Source organism: Mesorhizobium sp. M0514 (genome assembly GCF_040321145.1).
Classification (GTDB): domain Bacteria; phylum Pseudomonadota; class Alphaproteobacteria; order Rhizobiales; family Rhizobiaceae; genus Mesorhizobium.
Map to the genome: position 1 here is coordinate 32,131 of NZ_JAMYQZ010000043.1, position 19,084 is coordinate 51,214.

Genomic DNA, 19,084 nt, shown 5'->3' on the forward strand with positions numbered 1-19,084 from the left:
ATGAGCAAGCTCGGCCAACGGATACATGTCCACACCGGCGACATCACCAGGCTTGCGGTCGATGCCATCGTCAATGCCGCCAATTCCTCGCTGCTGGGCGGCGGCGGCGTCGACGGCGCCATTCACCGCGCCACCGGCCCGGAGCTCGAATTCGAATGCCGGATGCTGAACGGCTGCAATGTCGGCGAAGCAAAGCTTACCAAGGGCTATCACCTGCCGGCACGTTACATCATCCACACGGTCGGACCTGTCTGGCAAGGCGGCGGCAAAGGCGAAGCCGGACTGCTCGCCTCCTGCTATATCCGATCGCTCGAAATCGCCGCCGCCAGGGATTGCCGGACCGTGGCATTTCGGGCGATCTCCACCGGCATGTACCGCTATCCGAAAATGAGGCGACGCAGATCGCCGTTGGCATCGCAGGTACCTTCGTCGGACAGAACTCAACGCCCGAAACAGTTATTTTCTGCTGCTTCGACGAGCCAATAGCTCAACTATACCGACAAGCCGTTGCTGCCATTGGAGGATGCTAGTCTGCATGGATAAGATGGTTCCTCCACCTACGCAAAAGCAATTTTCAGTGAGCAGGCTGGCGGCACTGGAGAATAGACGCTATTGTTCATCCCACATTGGGCAACGGGGATGGGGTAAAGATGAGGCCGAAATATTCGGGAAAAACGACTGCGTCGGTACTTGCAGTCTTGCTTATATTTGCGGTACCCGGCGTTGGCGCCGCGGCATCGCTGGCGGGAAGCAAAGGCGACATCCATTTCTATCCGTATTTGCCGAAAAGCCCGAAAGACCAGTGCACCATGGCTTACAACGCCTATGTGGCCGCCGGCGGCCATTCGGCCTATGCGACCACGCCCTATGCCCGGATCCGTTCGTTGTACATCATCTGCGGCTCGGGCTTGAATGCACCGTCACAGAAGGCTGCCGAAGAACGGGCGATGAAATCCTGCGAGTCCGCCCGCAGCCACTACAAGGTCATTACAGGGGCTGGCTGCGAAGTTGCGGCATCGAAGTAGGCCGACAAGCATCGGCTTGGGCATTTTTCAAATGGGCGGCGCAAGATGAAATCGACACGCATCAAACGAATTACTGTATCGATGCTTGCCGGCCTGCTCGTATTTACGGCACCCGGTATCGGGGCGGCTGGATCGCTGGCGGGCAGCAAGGGAGACACCCGATTCTGGCCTCCGTTGTCACTGAATCCAAAGGAGCCCTGCACGAAGTCGTACAACGCCTATGTCGCGGCGAGTGGCCACTCGGCCTACGCGACCACATTCTACTCGCGCGTCGACGATCTTTACATCATCTGCGGTGCGCGGCTGAACGCGCCATCTCAGAAGGCCGCGGAAGAGTTGGCGTTGCGAAGCTGTCAGGTTGGCCTGAAAAAGTGGAAGGTTCAGATCGCGAGCGGCGGCTGCAAAATCGCGGCTTCGAAATAGGCTCATTCCTGCCAGACCGGCGCCGCCCGAGACAAACCCGGGAGGCTCCATGTTCGCCAAGATCCTGATCGCCAATCGCGGCGAGATCGCCTGCCGTGTGATCCGCACCGCACGCAGGCTCGGTGTGCGCACCGTCGCCGTCTATTCCGACGCCGATGCCAAGGCCCTGCATGTCGAAATGGCCGACGAGGCAGTGCATATCGGTTCCTCGCCGGTCGGCGAAAGCTATCTGCGCGGCGACAGGATTGTTGCGGCGGCGCTGGCGACCGGCGCCGAAGCAATCCACCCCGGCTACGGCTTCCTCTCGGAAAACCCCGATTTCGTCGACCAGATGGTGGCGGCGGGGCTCACATTCATCGGCCCGTCGGCCGCCTCGATCCGCGCCATGGGGCTGAAGGATGCGGCCAAGCGGCTGATGGAAAAGGCCGGCGTGCCGGTGGTGCCGGGCTATCATGGCGAGGCGCAGGAGATCGTGCTGCTGGCGTCCAAGGCGCGTGAGATCGGCTATCCCGTGCTGATCAAGGCGCGCGCAGGCGGCGGCGGCAAGGGCATGCGCCGCGTCGAACATCCCGAAGATTTTTCGGAAGCGCTGTCAGGCGCACGGCGCGAGGCCAAGGCCGCGTTCGGCGACGACCGCGTGCTGGTCGAAAAATATGTCGACAAGCCGCGCCACATCGAGGTCCAGGTGTTCGGTGACAATTTTGGCAATGCCGTGCATCTCTATGAGCGCGACTGCTCGGCGCAGCGCCGCCACCAGAAGGTGATCGAGGAAGCGCCGGCGCCCGGCATGACGCCGGCGCTGCGCAAGGCGATGACGGAAGCGGCGGTCAAGGCCGCCAAGGCGATCAGCTATTCGGGCGCCGGCACCATCGAATTCATCGTGGATGCCTCGCAAGGGCTGAAGGCCGACCGTTTCTGGTTCATGGAAATGAACACCCGCCTGCAGGTCGAGCATCCCGTCACCGAAATGGTCACCGGCACCGACCTCGTCGAATGGCAGTTGCGCGTAGCCGCCGGCGAAAAGCTGCCGAAGACGCAGAGCGAAATCACGCTTTCCGGCCACGCCTTCGAGGCGCGCATCTATGCCGAGGACGCGGCGAAAGGGTTTCTGCCGGCGACCGGCACGCTGCACCACCTGAGATTTCCCGACAAAGCTCCCGAAGGCGCCACGATGCGCATTGAAACCGGCGTGCGGGCCGGCGACGCGATCTCGCCCTTCTACGATCCGATGATCGCCAAGCTGGTCGTCCACGCCAAGGACAGGCAGGCGGCGCTCGACGCGCTCGGCACTGCGTTGTCGCAGACCGAGATTGCCGGCTCGACCGTCAACACCGCGTTTCTCGCGGCACTTGCCGCGGACGCCGATTTTTCCGCCGGTGATGTCGATACCGGCCTGATCGGCAGGCATCAGGAAGCGCTGACCGCGGTGGCCCCGCCGAGCAGCGAGATCGTTGCCGCGGCGGCCCTTGCCGCGGCGGGCGCCAGTGCTTTGCCGCCGTCGAACGATCCGTGGTCGTCGCTTGCCGGCTATGCGCATTTCCACAGCATTGCGCGCCGCACGCGCCTGCGCCATGGCGAGGACGATATACTGGCGCGTGTTTCAGTGCGGCCGGACGGGCGCTTCGAGGTGGCGCTGGACGCGCCCTATGACAGCGTCAATTCGCATGATCTTCGCGCCGCCCCTCGCCTTGCCCGCTGGCCCGGTCACGTCACGGTGTTCGAAGGCGCGGTCGGCTACAGTTTCCTCGTCCCGGATCCGCTGGCGCGAACCGACGAGGCGGCCGCCGCTTCCGGCAGCCTGCGCGCGCCGATGCCGGGCATGGTCAAGCTGGTGCGCGCGGCAAAGGGCGAAAGGGTGATCAAGGGCCAGCCGCTGTTGATCCTGGAAGCGATGAAGATGGAGCACACGATCGCAGCCCGCCATGACGGCGTGATCGCCGAGATCGCCACCGAGGGCGCGCAGGTCACTGACGGAACGGTGCTGGTGCGCTTCGTTGACGAGGCTGCATAGCCGAGGCTTGAACGAAAAATGGCCGGGACAAGCCCGGCCATTTCCGTGAGTACGCGGACGATTACTGCGCGATCGGCGCGTATTTGCCGTCATGCCACTGGTTGATGTCGTAGCTGGCGTTCTTCAGATCGCCCTTCTCGTCGAAGGTCACGTCGCCGACCACGGTGCTGAACGGCGTGCCGTTCTTCAGCGCTTCGGCTACCTTGACCGGATCGTCCGTTCCGGCGCGCTTGACGCCCTCTGCAAACGCCTGAACGACGGCGTAGGAGAACAGCGTAAAGCCTTCCGGCACGAAGCCGCCCGCCTTGATCTTGGCGATGGCCTCCTTGGCTTCCGGCTTGGCCTGCGGGTCCGACGGGAAGACGAACAGGGTGCCTTCACCGGCGGGGCCGGCGACCTGCCAGAATTCCGGCGAGGCGATCGAGTCCGGCATGATCAGCTGGAACTTAACGCTCTGCTCGGCCGACTGACGCAGGATAAGCCCGGCTTCCGGGTGATAGCCGCCGAAATAGACGACGTCGGCCTTGAGGTCCTTCAGCTTGGTGACGAGAGCCGAATAATCCTTCTCGCCGGCATTGATGCCTTCATAGTCGATCTCCTTGAGGCCACCGGCATTCATCGTCGCCTTCACCGCATCGGCAACGCCCTGACCGTAGGCGCTCTTGTCATGCAGGATAACGACATTCTTGCCGGCATATTTCTTGGCGATCCACGGGCCGATGAAGGCGCCCTGCGCGTCGTCACGCGTATAGAGACGCATGATCGTCGGCCAGCCGGCCTTGGCGGCGGCATCGGTCAGCTCGGGATTTGAAGAGGCCGGGCTCATCATCAGCGCGCCGGCCTCGGCGTAGACGGCGGAAGCCGGGATGCTCGAACCTGAACAGGCATGGCCGTCAATAAACTTGACGCTGTTGGCAACGATCCGGTTGGCCACCGAAACCGCCTGCTTGGGATCGCACTGGTCGTCCTCGATGTCGAGCTTGATCATCGAGCCGTTGACACCGCCGGCGGCGTTGATCGCATCGGCGGCTGCCGTTGCGCCCTGCTTGAACTGATCGCCGATCGTGGCGAGCTGTCCGGTCATCGGGCCGACCACCGAAATGGTGATGTCATCGGCAAAGGCAACCGGCGCGCTCATCATCAGGCCAAATACGGCCGCGCTCAAAATACCCATTTTTTTCATGGTGATAGAACTCCTCCCACACTCGCGCAGCCGCTCTGGCCGCGCTTCTTTCCGAAGGCGGGACAATTTCATCCTTCATTGGGCCTGTCTAGGCGCATCGGCGCCGCTCGATTGGGCCTCATCAACGCAAAAAGCCACGCCAGCCTGTTCCGGCCGGTCGTGGCTTTTTGCTCGTAGCAGTCCCCATGCGCCCCCGCGCCACGAAAACCTGCCCGCCGTCCCCATTGTGCACGACTGGACCGTGCCGGCCTGCCGCGTTCTTGTTCTTTCATGGTCGGCCGTCTTGTCGCGGCCTTGTCGTTTCACCGGTTCCGACCGTCTTTGCGGTCTTGATCCCGGGGCTTCCCTGCTTTCGATAATCTGCCTGCGATAATCTGCTCGCGATCTCAGTGCATCGTCATCCATTCGCGGGCTTCGCGCAGCGCCTTGGCGATCTCGACCTTGGACATTGCGGCCGACAGTTCCGAGCGCAGTTCCGCGGCGCGGACCGAGCCCTTGATGGCGGCGATGTTGAACCATTTGTGGGCGGCAACGACATCGGTCTCGCAATCGCGGCCGGTCGCATACATCATGCCCAGTTCGAAAAGAATGTCGGCCTGGGCAGTTGCCCCCATGGCGCCGAAGCCGGCTTCAAGCATTTCAAAACGTGCCATTTTATTCCCCTGTCTGGCTCCCGAGAGCGGGCCTCTTCTGTCCCCCGGTGTTCCCTGGGGAGCCGCTCTTTCGATGCTTCCGAGAATGAGGCCGAGCCTTGAATCCGTCGTTAAATGGCGTGCTTAATTTGGAGAAAACAAAGCTAAAACAAGAGGTAAACGCGGAAATTCGTTAAGGATACAAAGTCAGCAATCCCGCCGTTTCTCGACCGATTTGACGAAAATTTGCAAGGCGCCGATCAACACTCTGCTAACCACGCGAACCAAAGCCAACGCCTCGATCGTTTCATTTCCACGGGCTGCACTCTCCCGACCCCGCATGAAAATTGCGAAACCTTCCGTCGCGGCACGCTTTTGTTTTGCCGGGAGCTGGATTAGCTTACGTTTGCGTAAGGGGCAGAGAGGCGGCTGCCCCATCTAAACCAGGGAGGACAGATATGTTTCGCAAAGTGAGCTTGGCCCTGGCGGCCGCCGTGATGATGGCTGGTGCGGCTTGGGCCGATCCGATCGAAGGCAATTGGAAGACACAAGCCGGCGACACAGCAGTTATCGGCGGCAGCGGTTCATTCTCCATCACCCTGAAGACCGGCAAATATGCCGGGAAGACCATCGGTTCGCTCAAGGCGGCCGGGGCCAACAAATATGCCGGCAACATCACCGATCCGGCAAACGACAAGACCTATTCGGGCAAGGCAACACTGTCGGGCACCTCGCTCAAAATGAGCGGCTGCGTGCTCGGCGGGCTGATCTGCAAGAGCCAGACCTGGCACAAGCTCTGATCTTGCTGCTTTGAGTTGACCAACGGGGCCTTCACAGGCCCCGTTTTCTTTTGCAGGACGGTCCGCGCCATAGCGACGACCGTGCCGTTTGCGGCGGCGCAAACCCGAACCGACGCTCTCTCTAAGACCTCGTCAATCACTTTGAACCGCAGATGAACGTCGGCATCAGCGCCGGTTCAGTCGCATCAGGGCATTTTGATGGCGTGTTCAAGGAGACACTACGCAAATGCTCGCTCGCCGCTTCACCATCGTCTGCCTGTTGATGAGCCTGTTCGGGATGCTCTTCGCCATCCTCGTGGCCGAAGCCGGCCGCTCTGCCCGTTCCTGGGATGCAGCCAGTTCCTGCCAATTCGATTGCATGAACCATTTTCGCCCCTGAGACGACAAAGACATAGATCCAAACAGAAAAGCAAAAGCCATGAACCGCATCGCCATCAACGCCCTCCAGACCCTTCGGCTCCTGCCGCGGGCGGCGCTCGTTCTGGTCGTGCTGTCGGCGCCGGTCCTGGCCATGCCGATGATGCGGGCCAATGCCGACACGACGATCGACGCGCCGGCGACGAAGAAGCATGGCGTCGGCTTTGTCTTGCTGGTCAGTCTGCAGCGCGGCTAATGCCGGTATTAAGGTGGTGCCGGCCTGCAAGTGGCGGCCTTGGTGCTCACATGCTTCGAGTACGCTCCGCTCCGGTTCTCGAAGCCAACCAGTTTGGTCGCTTCGCGCCCGTCCTCGACTCCGGCTCAGCCTTACCTGAATCTCAGCACACCTTGGGCGTGGACGAATAAATCGACCACTTGGCGGCCACCCTCCCCTCCCAAGTGCGGCCTCAAGTCTCTATATTGAGCCATGGAAAAGCGAATCTACCCACAAGCTATCGAATTGGTCGTCATGCCGGAGCCTTTCGGCAAGCAGAGCTTTGACGACGCGAAAAAGGCCGTGGCCGCCTTGCAGGTGCTCTACGACCGCAACACCAAGTTTCTGCGCGACTCCTTTGCCACGCTTGCCGCCGGCGGCGACGAAAGCAAGCGCTACCGCGCCTTCTACCCGGAGATCGGCGTCACCACCAATTCGTTCACCCAGATCGACTCGCGCCAGGCCTACGGCCACATGCCGACCCCCGGGCATTTCTCGACCACCATCACCCAGCCGGTGCTGTTCGAACGCTATCTCGTAGAGCAGCTTCGCCTGATCATGCGCAATCACGGCGTGCCGGTAACGGTTTCGGAATCGACCACGCCGATCCCGCTGCATTTCGCGTTCCTTGAAGGAACCCATGTCGATGGCGCCGCCGCCGACCGCATCAAACGGCCGATCCGCGACCTGTTCGACGTGCCGGATCTCGACGGCACCGACGACCAGATCGCCAACGGCACCTTCGAGGTCGCGTTCGGCGAACCAAGGCCGCTGGCGCCGTTCACGGCGCAGCGCATCGACTATTCGCTGCACCGCATGACGCACTACACGGCGACCAGCCCGCAGCATTTCCAGAACTTCGTGCTGTTCACCAACTACCAGTTCTACATCGACGAGTTCGTCGCCCGCGCGCGGGCCCAGATGGCTGAAGGCGGCCACGGCTATACCGAATTCGTCGAACCGGGCAATGTCATCACCAAGGCAGGGCAAAACGCGCCCAGCGAAGGCGTGGCGGCGCCGCGCCTGCCTCAGATGCCAGCCTATCATCTGAAGAAGCCGAACCATGGCGGCATCACCATGGTCAACATCGGCGTCGGCCCGTCCAACGCCAAGACGATCACCGACCATGTCGCGGTGCTGCGGCCACATGCATGGCTGATGCTCGGCCATTGCGCCGGCCTGCGCAACACTCAGGCGCTGGGCGACTATGTGCTGGCGCATGCCTATGTCCGGGAAGACCATGTGCTGGACGATGACCTGCCGGTGTGGGTGCCGATACCGCCGCTGGCCGAGATCCAGGTGGCGCTGCAGGAGGCGGTCGCCGAAGTCACCGGACTTTCCGGCTACGATCTCAAGCGCATCATGCGCACCGGCACCGTCGCCACCATCGACAACCGCAACTGGGAACTGCGCGACCAGCGCGGACCGGTGCAGCGGCTGTCGCAGTCGCGCGCCATCGCGCTCGATATGGAATCGGCCACGATCGCCGCCAATGGCTTCCGCTTCCGCGTGCCCTACGGCACGCTGCTTTGCGTCTCCGACAAGCCGCTGCATGGCGAGTTGAAGCTGCCCGGCATGGCGACCGAATTCTACAAGCGGCAAGTGGCGCAGCATCTGACCATCGGCATCAAGGCGATGGAGAAGCTGGCGGAAATGCCGATGGAACGGTTGCATTCGCGCAAGCTGAGAAGCTTTTCGGAGACGGCCTTTCAGTAGACCGGCTTGCCGTAAATGTTTGCCGCGAGGCGTTTCATCATCTTGATTGGGCCGCATTTCAGCCGATAAAGGCCTGATACCTCGGCAATGTATTACCCGGTCTATGGGCAAAACCCGGTCTGATGGCACGCGTGCGAAAGATGATGGCTTCAATGGCGTTCCTGGCAATGCTCGGCCTCTCGGCCGCGCTTGTGGCCGGGTTCTTTGGCGCACTGCATCCGGCCTTCGATTCCTTCGCCCATTTCCGCATCCATTTTGCCGTGCTGATGGGGCTGATTGCGCTGCCGCTGCTCGCCACCTCGTTTCGCCTGCAGGCGGGCGTGGGCCTGCTGCTGGCCGTGGCCGCCTTCGCCAGCACGTTGAGCACCTTGCCGCGCCTGTGGCCGGTGCAGGCCGCCAATGACGCCGCGCCCGGCAACGAACCGGTCTACCGGCTGCTGCAGATGAACCTGCGTTTCAACAATCCGACACCCAAGAAGGTTCTTTCGCTGATCGCCAGGACCAACCCGGACGTGATCACGCTCGACGAAGTATCGGCCATGTGGGCGACCGAACTCGGCTATATCCAGAACGCCTATCCCTATCGCATCCTGTGCGCCCATCCCGACGGCGTGTGGGGCGTGGCGCTTTTGTCCCGGCGACCTTTTGCGGCCGGCACCGAGCCGCATTGCGAACCGCGCGGCGCGATGGCGGCCGCCACCGTCGATTTCGGCGGCACTCCGGTCGATGTCGCGGCGATCCATTTGAGCTGGCCGTGGCCGAAGGAACAATACTGGCAGATCGGCGAGTTGACCGAGACGCTCACCTCGCTCGGCGAGACGGCGATCATGGCCGGCGACTGCAACGCCGTGCCGTGGAGCGCCGCGGTACGGCGCGTTGCCTCGCTCGGCGGACTGACCGTGATGCCGTCGGCCGGACCGACCTGGATCCACCGGACCCTGCCCGATTTCCTGCGGCGCTATGTGGGCCTGCCGATCGACCAGGTGTTTTCGAAGGGCGGGGTGACCATCCTGTCGTCGACGCAGATGGAAGAGACCGGCTCCGACCATCTGCCGGTGATGGTGGAATTTTCATTGATGCGCGACGAGACCAAGCCGGTCGACGAGGATTCTACCGCGACTGTGTCGCTGATCCAGCCCAGCATGGGCGGCTAGATCGTACGCCACGGGGCTTACGGTTTCACAAGCCTACCAAGGCCTCGATGATGCGCTCGACATGGCCGCCTTCACTGTGCTCGCGCGCGTCGAACGCGATCTGTTTTGCCTCATAGAGCTTGGAAGTGGCTTGCAAGCGCCGCGTGGCTTCGACGCGCGTTTTGTTGCATTGCGGATCGTTGGCAAATTTCAGGCCGCGAACCGACCGCTCGGCAGCCTGCATCATCTGCCCGGCGATACGGCCATGGGTTCCTTCATGAGCGAGAACGCCTGTGAAAAACCGGTTCCAGCGTTTGCGCAGCGCCGGCGTGACGGCCGAGGCGACGCGCGGGTAGGTGTAGGCGATGTTGAGCGTTCCATTGGCCTGGCGCAGGCGGCAGACGCCGTTGACCTGACCCACGTCCAGGCTCCAGTCGGCGGTGTAGCTTGTCTGCGCGATGGCGTGGGTCATGAAACCGTGCTTGGGGCCCCTGCGGTTCATGGCGATAACCAGACCGGCACCTGTCGTGCCGGTGATGTCATAGGTTCGCGTCTTGACGACGGTTTTCACCCCCGCCGACGCCGTCCCGACGACGCCGCAGGCCGCGCTTATGACGGCGGCGCAAAACAAGACCAACACGCGCATGCCATTTTCCCCATGGACGCGGCAATGAGACCACAAGCAGACGACGGTTTCAACAATCTTTGGCGCCGAGCGCCTTACATGCCTTGGTAAACCCGGCCATCGCCGCCATTTTTGCTGGTTGAGACGGCCCCGGTCGGTGAGGCTCACATGCCCTGATAGACCGGGCCTTCGCCGCCTTGTGGCGGCACCCAGTTGATGTTCTGGTTGGGATCCTTGATGTCGCAGGTCTTGCAGTGCACGCAGTTCTGCGCGTTGATGACGAAGCGCACATCCTTGGCAGACGGATCGGCGGCGGCGTTGCCGTCCTTGTCGACCCATTCGTAAACACCGGCCGGGCAATAGCGGGTCGAAGGCCCGGCAAAGACATCATGCTCGGAACGCTTCTGCAACTCCATGTCGCCGACGATGAGATGCACCGGCTCGTTTTCCTCGTGATTGGTGTTGGACAGGAACACCGAGGACAGGCGGTCGAAGGTCAGCACGCCGTCCGCCTTGGGATAGGCGATCTTCTTGTGCTTGGCCGCGGGCTCAAGCGTGGCATAATCGGCCTTGCCGTGCTTCAGCGTGCCGAAGGGCGAGAAGCCGAACAGCGTGTTCAGCCACATGTCGAGACCACCGAGGCCGACGCCGATAATGGTGCCGAAGCGCGACCAGAGCGGCTTGACGTTGCGGACCTTCTTCAAATCCTTGCCGATATCGGTCGCGCGCCAGGCGTCCTCATAAGAAGACAGCTCGTCATTGGCGCGGCCGGCGCCGATCGCTTGCGCGACATGCTCGGCCGCCAGCATGCCGGACAGCACCGCATTGTGCGAACCCTTGATGCGCGGCACGTTGACGAAGCCCGCCGCACACCCCATCAGCACGCCGCCGGGGAAGGAGAGTTTCGGCACCGACTGCCAGCCGCCTTCGGTAATGGCGCGCGCGCCATAGCCGATGCGCTTGGCGCCCTCGAAGGTGCGCGATATCGCCGGATGCGTCTTGAACCGTTGGAATTCCTCGAAGGGCGACAGCCAGGGGTTCTTGTAGTTGAGATGCAGGACGAAGCCGACCGCGACCTGGTTGTCCTCCAGGTGGTAGAGGAAGGAGCCGCCGCCTGTCTTCAGGTCGAGCGGCCAGCCGAAGGAGTGCTGCACCAGGCCCGGCCGGTGGTTCTCGGGCTTGACCTGCCACAGCTCCTTAAGGCCGATGCCGTACTTGCCGGGCTCACGGCCGTCGGACAGTTTGTATTTTGCGATCAGCTGCTTGGACAGCGAACCGCGCGCGCCCTCGCCGATCAGCACGTATTTGCCCATCAGCGCCATGCCCGGCGCAAAGCCCGGGCCATGTGTGCCGTCTTTTTCGACGCCCATGTCGCCGGTGACGACGCCCGTGACCGCGCCGGCATCGTTGTAGACGAGGCTGGCGGCAGCAAAGCCCGGATAGATTTCGACGCCTAGCGCTTCAGCCTTGGTTGCCAGCCAGCGGCAGACATTGCCGAGCGAGACGATGTAGTTGCCGTGATTGTTCATCAGCGGCGGCATCAGGATATTGGGCAGACGGAACGAGCCGGCGGGGCCGAGCACCAGGAAATCGTCGGCCGTAACCGGCGTCTTGAAGGGGTGGCCATCTTCCTCGCGCCAGCCCGGCAACAGGCGGTCGATGCCTATGGGATCGACGACGGCGCCTGACAGAATGTGGGCACCAACCTCGCCGCCCTTTTCCAACACCACGACGGAAAGCTCGGGATTGACCTGCTTGAGACGGATCGCTGCGGCAAGGCCCGCCGGGCCGGCCCCGACGATGACCACGTCGAATTCCATGCTCTCGCGTTCGATCTCGCTCATCAACCCCTCCGCTCTGGCCAACCGTTTCCGGCATTTTGCTGGCTCCTGCGCTGCATAGCGCATCAATCAGCGACAGGAAACCGGCGCTGACGTGACAATGCCGATTTCGACAAAAAGTCGCGGATGACAACTCTGCCGCAACCGTTTTGCGCGAGCCCGCGCTCAGCGTCCCATATTTTAATTGTTCGACGGCTCTCTTATCGGCCATACTTATTTCCATGCGCACGCCGTCCGGCTATTCATTGACGCGCTTCCCCCTTCCGCCCGGCCGGACCTGCCGAGCGATCCTTCTCGCCCTTTCAATGCTTACGCCGGTTCGCGCTCAGGCCGAGCCGGTGAAGGTGTGGGCGACCGGCGCCTATTCCTTTTCCGACGAGCTTGGCGGTTTCCACATCACCGGCGCCTCGGGCACCGGCACCAAGGAAGATCCGTTGGTCATCTCCGAGGAGCTGAATTCGTCGACGCCGGTGACGCTCACCATCCGCACCACCAAACCGATCCAGCCGTTCAGCACCAACGGCGAATTCGCCAACGGCATCCTGTACATGCGTATCGAGGTGCTCAACAACAGCGGCCAGGCCTGGGTCGAATTCCAGTTCGAGCTGCAGGAGATACTCAACCAGCCGAGCGTGTTCGGCGACGGCCTGTCCTTCGACCAGCGCAACAAGACGCCCGACAACATCCTGTCGAGCGCTTACGCCGATTTCGACCGCGATTTCGAACCCTATGACCGGCTCTTGTTCAAGAGTGGACAGATCGACCCGCTGAAGAGGGGACGCTTCGAGTTTCTGATCACCGACTACACGCCGCGCTGGACGTTTTATCTGGTTCAGGATCCGCGGATTCCTACGGGGTAAGCGGCAGACGCCGTGAAAATCGCCACGAAATGCCCTTCGTGATTGGCGAAAGCCGACGAGCGCGTAATCTCCCTCCTTGAGCGGGAGATGGCCGGCAGGCCAGAGGGGGTCGCTGCGCGTCGAGCGCCAACCTCCTCGGTCGCCGACAGGCCGCGTCCGGTCGTGCCGACCCCCTCTGTCGCCTTCGGCGACATCTCCCCCTCGAGGGGGGAGATTACTAACCGCCCAACCTTGCAAATCGTCTCTCGGCGGACGAATGTGCCCGGCATGACTGCCGCCTCCCCCAACAACCGATCCGACCTGGCCGAGTTGCTCGCCTTCTACGCCTCTGCCGGCGTCGACGAAGCGTTGGAGGACGCGCCGGTGAACCGGTTTGCCGGGGCAGCACCGAAGCGCCCCGAGCGCACAACGGCGCCTGCCGCGCCGTCTCGCGAAAACAAGTTTCCGGAACAAGCCGCCGCCAGCCCCGGGCTGGACGCAAGCCGGGTGCCGGACGCGCCTGCGCGTTCCGTTCCGGCCATGGCGACGGTGCCCGACGAGGCACAGGCGGCCCTGGCCCGGCAGATGGCGGCAAGCGCCTCGACGCTCGACGAACTGCGCCAGCACATGGCGTCCTTCGATGGCTGCAACCTCAAATTCACCGCCAAGAACCTGGTCTTCGCCGACGGCAATCCGGAGGGTTCGGTGATGCTGGTCGGCGAGGCGCCCGGCCGCGACGAGGATATTGAGGGCCTGCCATTCGTCGGCCGCTCCGGCCGGCTGCTCGACCGCATGCTGGCGGCGATCGGGCTTGACCGGACTTCGGTCTATATCGCCAACGTCATTCCCTGGCGGCCGCCCGGCAACCGCACGCCGACGCCGCACGAGACCGAAATCTGCCGCCCCTTCATCGAGCGGCAGATCGAGCTGGTCAATCCGAAGGTGCTGGTCAATCTCGGCGGCCCTTCGGCCAAAACCCTGCTCAACACGACCGAGGGCATTCTGCGCCTGCGCGGCAATTGGCAGGTGCACACGACGGTGTCGGGCACTGCCATTCCGGCCATGCCGACGTTGCACCCGGCCTATCTCTTGCGGACGCCGGCGCACAAGAAACTGGCGTGGCGGGATTTTCTCGAGGTGAAAGCGAAGTTGCGAGAGGTGGGCTAGCTAGCTGATCTCCCCCTTGAGGGCCCTTGGAGGGGGAGATGTCGCCGAAGGCGACTGTGGGGTCGTTGCGCGTGGAGCGCCAACGTCCATTTTCCGTAAGGAGGTCGCATCCCGTCGAACCGACCCCTTCTGGCCTGCCGGCCATCTCCCCCTCAAAGGGGGAGAAGATTTCGCCTCGGCCTCCGCTATAACCTCCGACGTAATTGAAATCCCTCTCCCGCCGCCTTAATCCTGCCCGATGACAACAGCCCAAACCTCCGCCGGCAGCCTGATCCGCGAATGGCGCACGCGCCGGCGCATGAGCCAGCTTGATCTCGCAATGGAGGCTGAGATTTCCCAGCGTCATCTCTCCTTCGTCGAAAGCGGCCGCGCCGCGCCATCGCGCGAGATGGTGCTGCATCTGGCCGAGCAGCTTGAGATTCCGCTGCGGCAGCGTAATCAGCTGTTGCTGGCTGCCGGCTTTGCCCCGAGCTTCAGCGAGCGGCCACTCACAGATACGACGCTGGCGCCGGCGCTTGCCGCGGTCGAGAGCGTGCTCAAAGGGCATGAGCCGTTCCCCGCCCTCGCCGTCGACCGGCACTGGAACCTGATTTCCGCCAATGCCGCCATCGGCCCGTTTCTGCCCGATGTTGCCGAGCCGTCGCTGCTCCAGCCGCCGGTCAATGTTCTGCGCCTCAGCCTGCACCCGAACGGCATCGCACCGCGCATCGTCAATCTCGCGGAATGGCGGGCGCATCTGCTGGAGCGGCTGAAACACCAGAACGATGCCGCCGGCGATCCCGTCCTGGTCGAGCTGGAGCGCGAATTGCGAACCTATCCGTCCGGGCTCAAGGGTGCGCGGCCGGTGCCGGTCGAGCCCAACGGCATCGTCCATCCGCTGCGGCTGGCGCATGGCGACCAGGTGCTGTCCTTCATCAGCACCATCACCGTCTTCGGCACGCCGCTTGACGTGACGCTGTCGGAACTGGCGATCGAGTCTTTCTTCCCGGCCGACGAGCAGACGCGAGCGGTGCTGGTGCGGCTGGCGAAGGAACGTGCGGAAGCTAACTGAGCCAACCCCGCGGACCTCCTCACCCCTGTGGTGGCGCTGCCTTGCGCGTTCGGGTGCGTTCCAGGCCGAGTTGGCGCTCGCGCCAGATGATGAACATGCCGGCGGCAACGACGATCACACCGCCGACGAGCGTGTTGATGGTGGCGATATCGCCAAAGGCGAAATAGCCGACGACCACGCCGAGGATCATCGAGGTGTATTCGAACGGCGCCACCACCGAAGCTTCGGCATGGCGGTACGCCGCCGTCATCAAAATCTGCGCCAGCCCGCCACAGAACCCTGCTGCGACCAGCAGACCGGCCTGCAGCGGCGTCAGCGCCTGCCAGCCGAAGGGCAGCGTAAGCAGCGCCATGACGCTCGCCGTTGCCGAAAACCACAGCACGATGGTCGCCGTCCGTTCGGTCTGGACAAGATTGCGCACGAGCAGGATGGCGTTGGCGGAGATCGCTGCGGAGACCAACGCCGCAATCACGCCCAGCACCTCCTGATCGCCGACTGCGGCGCCCGACGTGAGCAGCGTCAGCTCCGGCCAGGAGATGATCAGCACGCCGACCAGACCGACCGCAACCGCGCTCCAGCGATAGATGCGGATAGCTTCGCCGAGGAACAGCGAAGAGAACATCACCACCAGCAAAGGCTGGGCATAGTTCAGCGTGATCGCCTCAGGCAGCGGCAGCCGGGTCAGCGCAAAGAAGCCGAGCCCCATGGCGCAAACGCCGACGACACCGCGCGCAATGTGGTTCAGCGGGCGTTTGGTGGCAAACGCCGTACCGAGTTTTCTCTTGTAGGCCAGGAAGGCGATGATCGGGAAGATGGCGAAGAAGGAGCGGAAGAAGACGATCTGGCCGGCCGGCAAAGTGCCGGCGGCCTTGATGCAGGTTTGCATGCCGACGAAGACCGCCACCGACATCACCTTGAGCATGATCCCGGTCAGCACACGCCCTGGATGATCGGACAGTTTCCCTGCCGCCTCGTCTCTCGGCCCTAAAGTCACGCCTCCGCCGCTTCCCGAATCGTTGCCCAGATATGTGTCGTAGGACGCAGCACAGAGGCACCCATGCCGAATTTCGGTGTGACGACGGTCATCAAGGCCTCGCGATGAAGATCGAAGGGGAACGCCGTGAAATAGGCATTGGCGCAGTTTTGTCGAGTGACCGTTTCGTGTAAAGAGCGCGCAACTTTAGATTAATGGGCCAGGACACGTCAGCGGCTCCGATAGCGACAGGGAAACCCAAGGGAATGCGAACCGATACCGGCCAGGTCTTCAAGCTCGAAGACTACCGCCCCAACGACTTTTCCATCCCGCAAACCGGCCTCACCTTCCGCCTTTCGCCAGACGCAACGCGTGTCACCGCAGTGCTGACGATCGAACGCCGCGATGGCGCCGCCGCCTCGACGTCGCTGGTGCTGGACGGCGACGGGCTGGTGCTCAAGCGCATTGCCATCGACGGTCGCGAGCTTGCCCCGGCCGAGTATCTCGCCACGCCGGACCAGCTGACCATTTTGAGGCCGCCGGCCCGTTTCCAGCTGCTGCTCGAGACCGAGATCGCGCCGGCCAGCAATGAGGCGCTGATGGGCCTCTACCGCTCCAGCAATGTCTATTGCACGCAATGCGAGGCCGAGGGCTTTCGCCGCATCACCTATTTCCTCGACCGCCCCGACATCCTGTCGGTCTATACCGTGCGTATCGAGGCAAGGTTGGACGAAGCGCCGCTGTTGCTTTCCAACGGCAATCCGGTCGAAAGCGGGGCGCTTGCCGACGGCTGGCACTTTGCAGTCTGGCACGACCCCTTCCCCAAGCCATCCTATCTGTTTGCGCTCGTGGCCGGCAATCTCGGCAAGGTTGCGGACAGTTTCGTCACCATGTCCGGGCGCGAGGTCGAACTCGGCATCTATGTCGAGCCAGGCAAGGAGGGGCTTGCCGGCTACGCCATGGACGCGCTCAAGCGCTCGATGCAATGGGACGAGCAGGCGTTCGGCCGCGAATACGACCTCGACGTCTTCAACATCGTCGCCGTCTCCGACTTCAACATGGGGGCCATGGAGAACAAGGGCCTCAATATCTTCAACGACAAATATGTGCTGGCCGACCGGGAAACCGCGACCGATGCCGATTTCGCCAATATCGAGGCGATCATAGCGCATGAGTATTTCCACAACTGGACCGGCAACAGGATCACCTGCCGCGACTGGCTCCAGCTCTGCCTGAAGGAAGGGCTGACGGTCTTTCGCGACCACGAATTCTCCGCCGACCAGCGCTCGCGCGCGGTCAAGCGCATCGCCGAAGTGCGCACGCTCAGGGCGCACCAGTTCCCCGAGGACCAGGGACCGCTGGCGCATCCGGTCCGGCCGCGCCGCTACCGCGAGATCAACAATTTCTACACGGCGACCGTCTACGAAAAAGGCTCGGAAGTCGTGCGCATGATCCGCACCATTCTCGGACCTGACACGTTCCGCGCCGGCATGGACCTCTATTTCGAGCGCCATGACGGCGAAGCAGCGACGATCGAGGATTTCTTGAAGGTGTTCGAGGACGTCTCCGGGCGCGACCTGTCGCAGTTCGCGCTCTGGTATCACCAGGCGGGCACGCCGAACCTGACCGTCAGTTCGACGCACAATCCGGCGACGCGCGAGTTTACGCTTGAGATCGAGCAGTCGGTGCCGCCGACACCGTCGGAGAGCCGCAAGCGCTTGATGCACATTCCGCTCGCCTTCGGGCTGGTCGGCGCGGGCGGTGAGCCGGTCGCCTATGATGGCGTCGAGGGAGCCACCGTCGAGGACGGCGTTATCCACATCCGCAAGCGCCGACATATGGTGCGCTTCTCAGGCGTTGCGGAGCGGCCGGCGGTGTCGCTCAATCGCGGCTTTTCGGCGCCGATCACGCTTTCGGTCGAGCAGAAGGCCGACGACCAGTTCTTCCTCGCCGGCCATGACAGCGATGCCTTCGCGCGCTGGCAGGCGTTCAACACGCTGCTCACAGATGCGCTGATAGCGACCTTCCGCCAGATCCTCGGCGGCGCGAAACCGGTTTTCACCGCCAGGCTGACCGGACTTGCCGGGAAGATCGCCGGCGACGAGACGTTGGAGCCTGCCTACCGGGCACTGGCGCTGTCACTTCCCGGCGAGGCCGACATTGCCCGCGACCTCGGCACTAACATCGATCCTGACGCCATCTTTGCCGCTCGCGAGGCGTTGGCGCTGGCAATCGCGCGCGCCAACAAAGACAGCTTCGCCAAGCTCTACGGCCGCCTAGCCGACGACGGGCCGTTCAGCCCCGACGCGGCAAGTGCGGGACGCCGCGCGCTGCGCAACATCCTGCTCGACTACCTCTCGCTGCTGCCGGAAGGTGCTGCGCTCGCCGCCCGGCATTTCGAAACCGCGACCAACATGACCGACCGCGCCGCAGCGCTGACCGTCCTTGCGCACCGCCATGACGGTTCGCCGGAGGCGATCAAGGCGCTGGCCGATTTCGAGGCGCGTTATGGCGCCGATCCGCTGGTCATGGACAAATGGTTCCAGATCCAGGCCAGCGTGCCGGGACGCCGGACAGTCGACACGGTACGCGAGCTGACTGGCCACGCAGCTTTCTCGATGGCCAATCCGAACCGGGTGCGCTCGCTGGTCGGCACATTCGCCAGCGCCAACCAGACCGGCTTCCACCGCGCCGATGGCGAAGGCTACCGGTTTTTTACCCAGACCGTACTCGAGGTTGAAAAACGCAATCCGCAAGTGGCGGCCAGGCTGGCGACAGCGCTGCGCTCGTGGCGCTCGCTGGAGCCGGGCAGGCAAGCCAAGGCCAGGGAAGCGCTGCTGGCCATCGCCGGTGCCGAGAACCTGTCGGCGGATTTGCGGGACATTGTGGAGCGAACGCTGGCCTGATCCCTCCCCCTTGAGGGGACGGTGGACAGCCGCCGAAGGCGGATGGACGGGTGGGGTCGTTGCGGCAGTGCGCGACCTCGACCAACTTCGACCGTGATTGAGAGAGTCGAGCGCTTCGCCGAGGACCC

At 63.1% G+C, this 19,084-nt stretch carries 17 protein-coding genes and 1 pseudogene; 13 read left to right on the forward strand and 5 right to left on the reverse strand.

What is annotated here, in order from left to right:
• The 4 genes and pseudogenes from NKI61_RS18615 to NKI61_RS18630 all read left to right on the forward strand — a co-directional run bounded on the left by NKI61_RS18615 (nt 1) and on the right by NKI61_RS18630 (nt 3,459).
• A pseudogene (locus NKI61_RS18615) lies at nt 1-530 on the forward strand (O-acetyl-ADP-ribose deacetylase).
• A gap of 120 nt (nt 531-650) precedes the next feature.
• Nucleotides 651-1,025: a hypothetical protein gene (locus NKI61_RS18620; RefSeq protein ID WP_023670207.1), complete on the forward strand. Its 375-nt coding sequence runs from the start codon at nt 651-653 to the stop codon at nt 1,023-1,025.
• Nucleotides 1,026-1,070: 45 nt separating this feature from the next.
• A complete protein-coding gene (locus NKI61_RS18625) occupies nt 1,071-1,448 on the forward strand; it encodes a hypothetical protein (protein ID WP_023670206.1) in 378 nt (125 codons plus the stop codon).
• Between the two features lie 49 nt (nt 1,449-1,497).
• Nucleotides 1,498-3,459, forward strand: coding sequence for an acetyl/propionyl/methylcrotonyl-CoA carboxylase subunit alpha (locus NKI61_RS18630; protein WP_352840244.1), 1,962 nt, complete (start codon nt 1,498-1,500; stop codon nt 3,457-3,459).
• Between the two features lie 61 nt (nt 3,460-3,520).
• Here NKI61_RS18630 and NKI61_RS18635 read toward each other — a convergent pair whose 3' ends face one another.
• Complete coding sequence (locus tag NKI61_RS18635; RefSeq protein WP_023670204.1) at nt 3,521-4,642, reverse strand: ABC transporter substrate-binding protein; 1,122 nt, start codon at nt 4,640-4,642, stop codon at nt 3,521-3,523.
• A 386-nt stretch (nt 4,643-5,028) separates the two neighbouring features.
• Nucleotides 5,029-5,295 (reverse strand): SEL1-like repeat protein, encoded by a 267-nt coding sequence (locus tag NKI61_RS18640; RefSeq protein ID WP_006199745.1) that lies wholly within the window; start codon nt 5,293-5,295, stop codon nt 5,029-5,031.
• Between the two features lie 437 nt (nt 5,296-5,732).
• Here NKI61_RS18640 and NKI61_RS18645 point away from each other — a divergent pair, with 437 nt between their 5' ends.
• From NKI61_RS18645 to NKI61_RS18665, 5 genes are all read left to right on the forward strand, one after another.
• Entirely contained in the window at nt 5,733-6,074 is a 342-nt protein-coding gene (locus tag NKI61_RS18645; RefSeq protein WP_023687258.1) for a DUF2147 domain-containing protein, read from the forward strand.
• Nucleotides 6,075-6,300: 226 nt separating this feature from the next.
• Nucleotides 6,301-6,453, forward strand: a complete 153-nt coding sequence (locus NKI61_RS18650) for a hypothetical protein (protein WP_352840245.1) — start codon at nt 6,301-6,303, stop codon at nt 6,451-6,453.
• 39 nt (nt 6,454-6,492) lie between these two features.
• Nucleotides 6,493-6,687, forward strand: coding sequence for a hypothetical protein (locus NKI61_RS18655; protein WP_023670200.1), 195 nt, complete (start codon nt 6,493-6,495; stop codon nt 6,685-6,687).
• A gap of 273 nt (nt 6,688-6,960) precedes the next feature.
• Nucleotides 6,961-8,421 (forward strand): AMP nucleosidase, encoded by a 1,461-nt coding sequence (locus NKI61_RS18660; protein ID WP_023731828.1) that lies wholly within the window; start codon nt 6,961-6,963, stop codon nt 8,419-8,421.
• Nucleotides 8,422-8,561: 140 nt separating this feature from the next.
• Nucleotides 8,562-9,575, forward strand: a complete 1,014-nt coding sequence (locus tag NKI61_RS18665) for an endonuclease/exonuclease/phosphatase family protein (RefSeq protein WP_502899905.1) — start codon at nt 8,562-8,564, stop codon at nt 9,573-9,575.
• Between the two features lie 25 nt (nt 9,576-9,600).
• Here the strand turns inward: NKI61_RS18665 and NKI61_RS18670 are convergent, their stop codons facing one another.
• Together NKI61_RS18670 and NKI61_RS18675 are read right to left on the reverse strand one after the other, a co-directional pair.
• Nucleotides 9,601-10,200: a DUF922 domain-containing protein gene (locus NKI61_RS18670; RefSeq protein WP_352840246.1), complete on the reverse strand. Its 600-nt coding sequence runs from the start codon at nt 10,198-10,200 to the stop codon at nt 9,601-9,603.
• A 143-nt stretch (nt 10,201-10,343) separates the two neighbouring features.
• Nucleotides 10,344-12,023: an electron transfer flavoprotein-ubiquinone oxidoreductase gene (locus NKI61_RS18675; RefSeq protein WP_352840247.1), complete on the reverse strand. Its 1,680-nt coding sequence runs from the start codon at nt 12,021-12,023 to the stop codon at nt 10,344-10,346.
• A 302-nt stretch (nt 12,024-12,325) separates the two neighbouring features.
• On the opposite strand from NKI61_RS18675, the gene NKI61_RS18680 reads away from it, so the two are divergent.
• The 3 genes from NKI61_RS18680 (at nt 12,326) to NKI61_RS18690 (ending at nt 15,077) form a co-directional block, all read left to right on the forward strand.
• Complete coding sequence (locus NKI61_RS18680) at nt 12,326-12,880, forward strand: hypothetical protein (protein ID WP_023698594.1); 555 nt, start codon at nt 12,326-12,328, stop codon at nt 12,878-12,880.
• Between the two features lie 267 nt (nt 12,881-13,147).
• Nucleotides 13,148-14,026: a uracil-DNA glycosylase gene (locus NKI61_RS18685; RefSeq protein WP_023742639.1), complete on the forward strand. Its 879-nt coding sequence runs from the start codon at nt 13,148-13,150 to the stop codon at nt 14,024-14,026.
• Between the two features lie 238 nt (nt 14,027-14,264).
• A complete protein-coding gene (locus NKI61_RS18690) occupies nt 14,265-15,077 on the forward strand; it encodes a helix-turn-helix domain-containing protein (RefSeq protein WP_023742640.1) in 813 nt (270 codons plus the stop codon).
• A gap of 19 nt (nt 15,078-15,096) precedes the next feature.
• On the opposite strand, the gene NKI61_RS18695 is transcribed toward NKI61_RS18690, so the two are convergent.
• On the reverse strand, nt 15,097-15,999 hold the full coding sequence (locus NKI61_RS18695; RefSeq protein ID WP_084559012.1) for a DMT family transporter: 903 nt from the start codon (nt 15,997-15,999) through the stop codon (nt 15,097-15,099).
• A gap of 317 nt (nt 16,000-16,316) precedes the next feature.
• Here NKI61_RS18695 and pepN point away from each other — a divergent pair, with 317 nt between their 5' ends.
• Nucleotides 16,317-18,956 carry an aminopeptidase N gene (pepN, locus tag NKI61_RS18700; RefSeq protein ID WP_352840248.1) on the forward strand — a complete coding sequence of 880 codons (2,640 nt, stop codon included), beginning with the start codon at nt 16,317-16,319 and terminating at the stop codon, nt 18,954-18,956.
• Nucleotides 18,957-19,084: the final 128 nt, after the last annotated feature.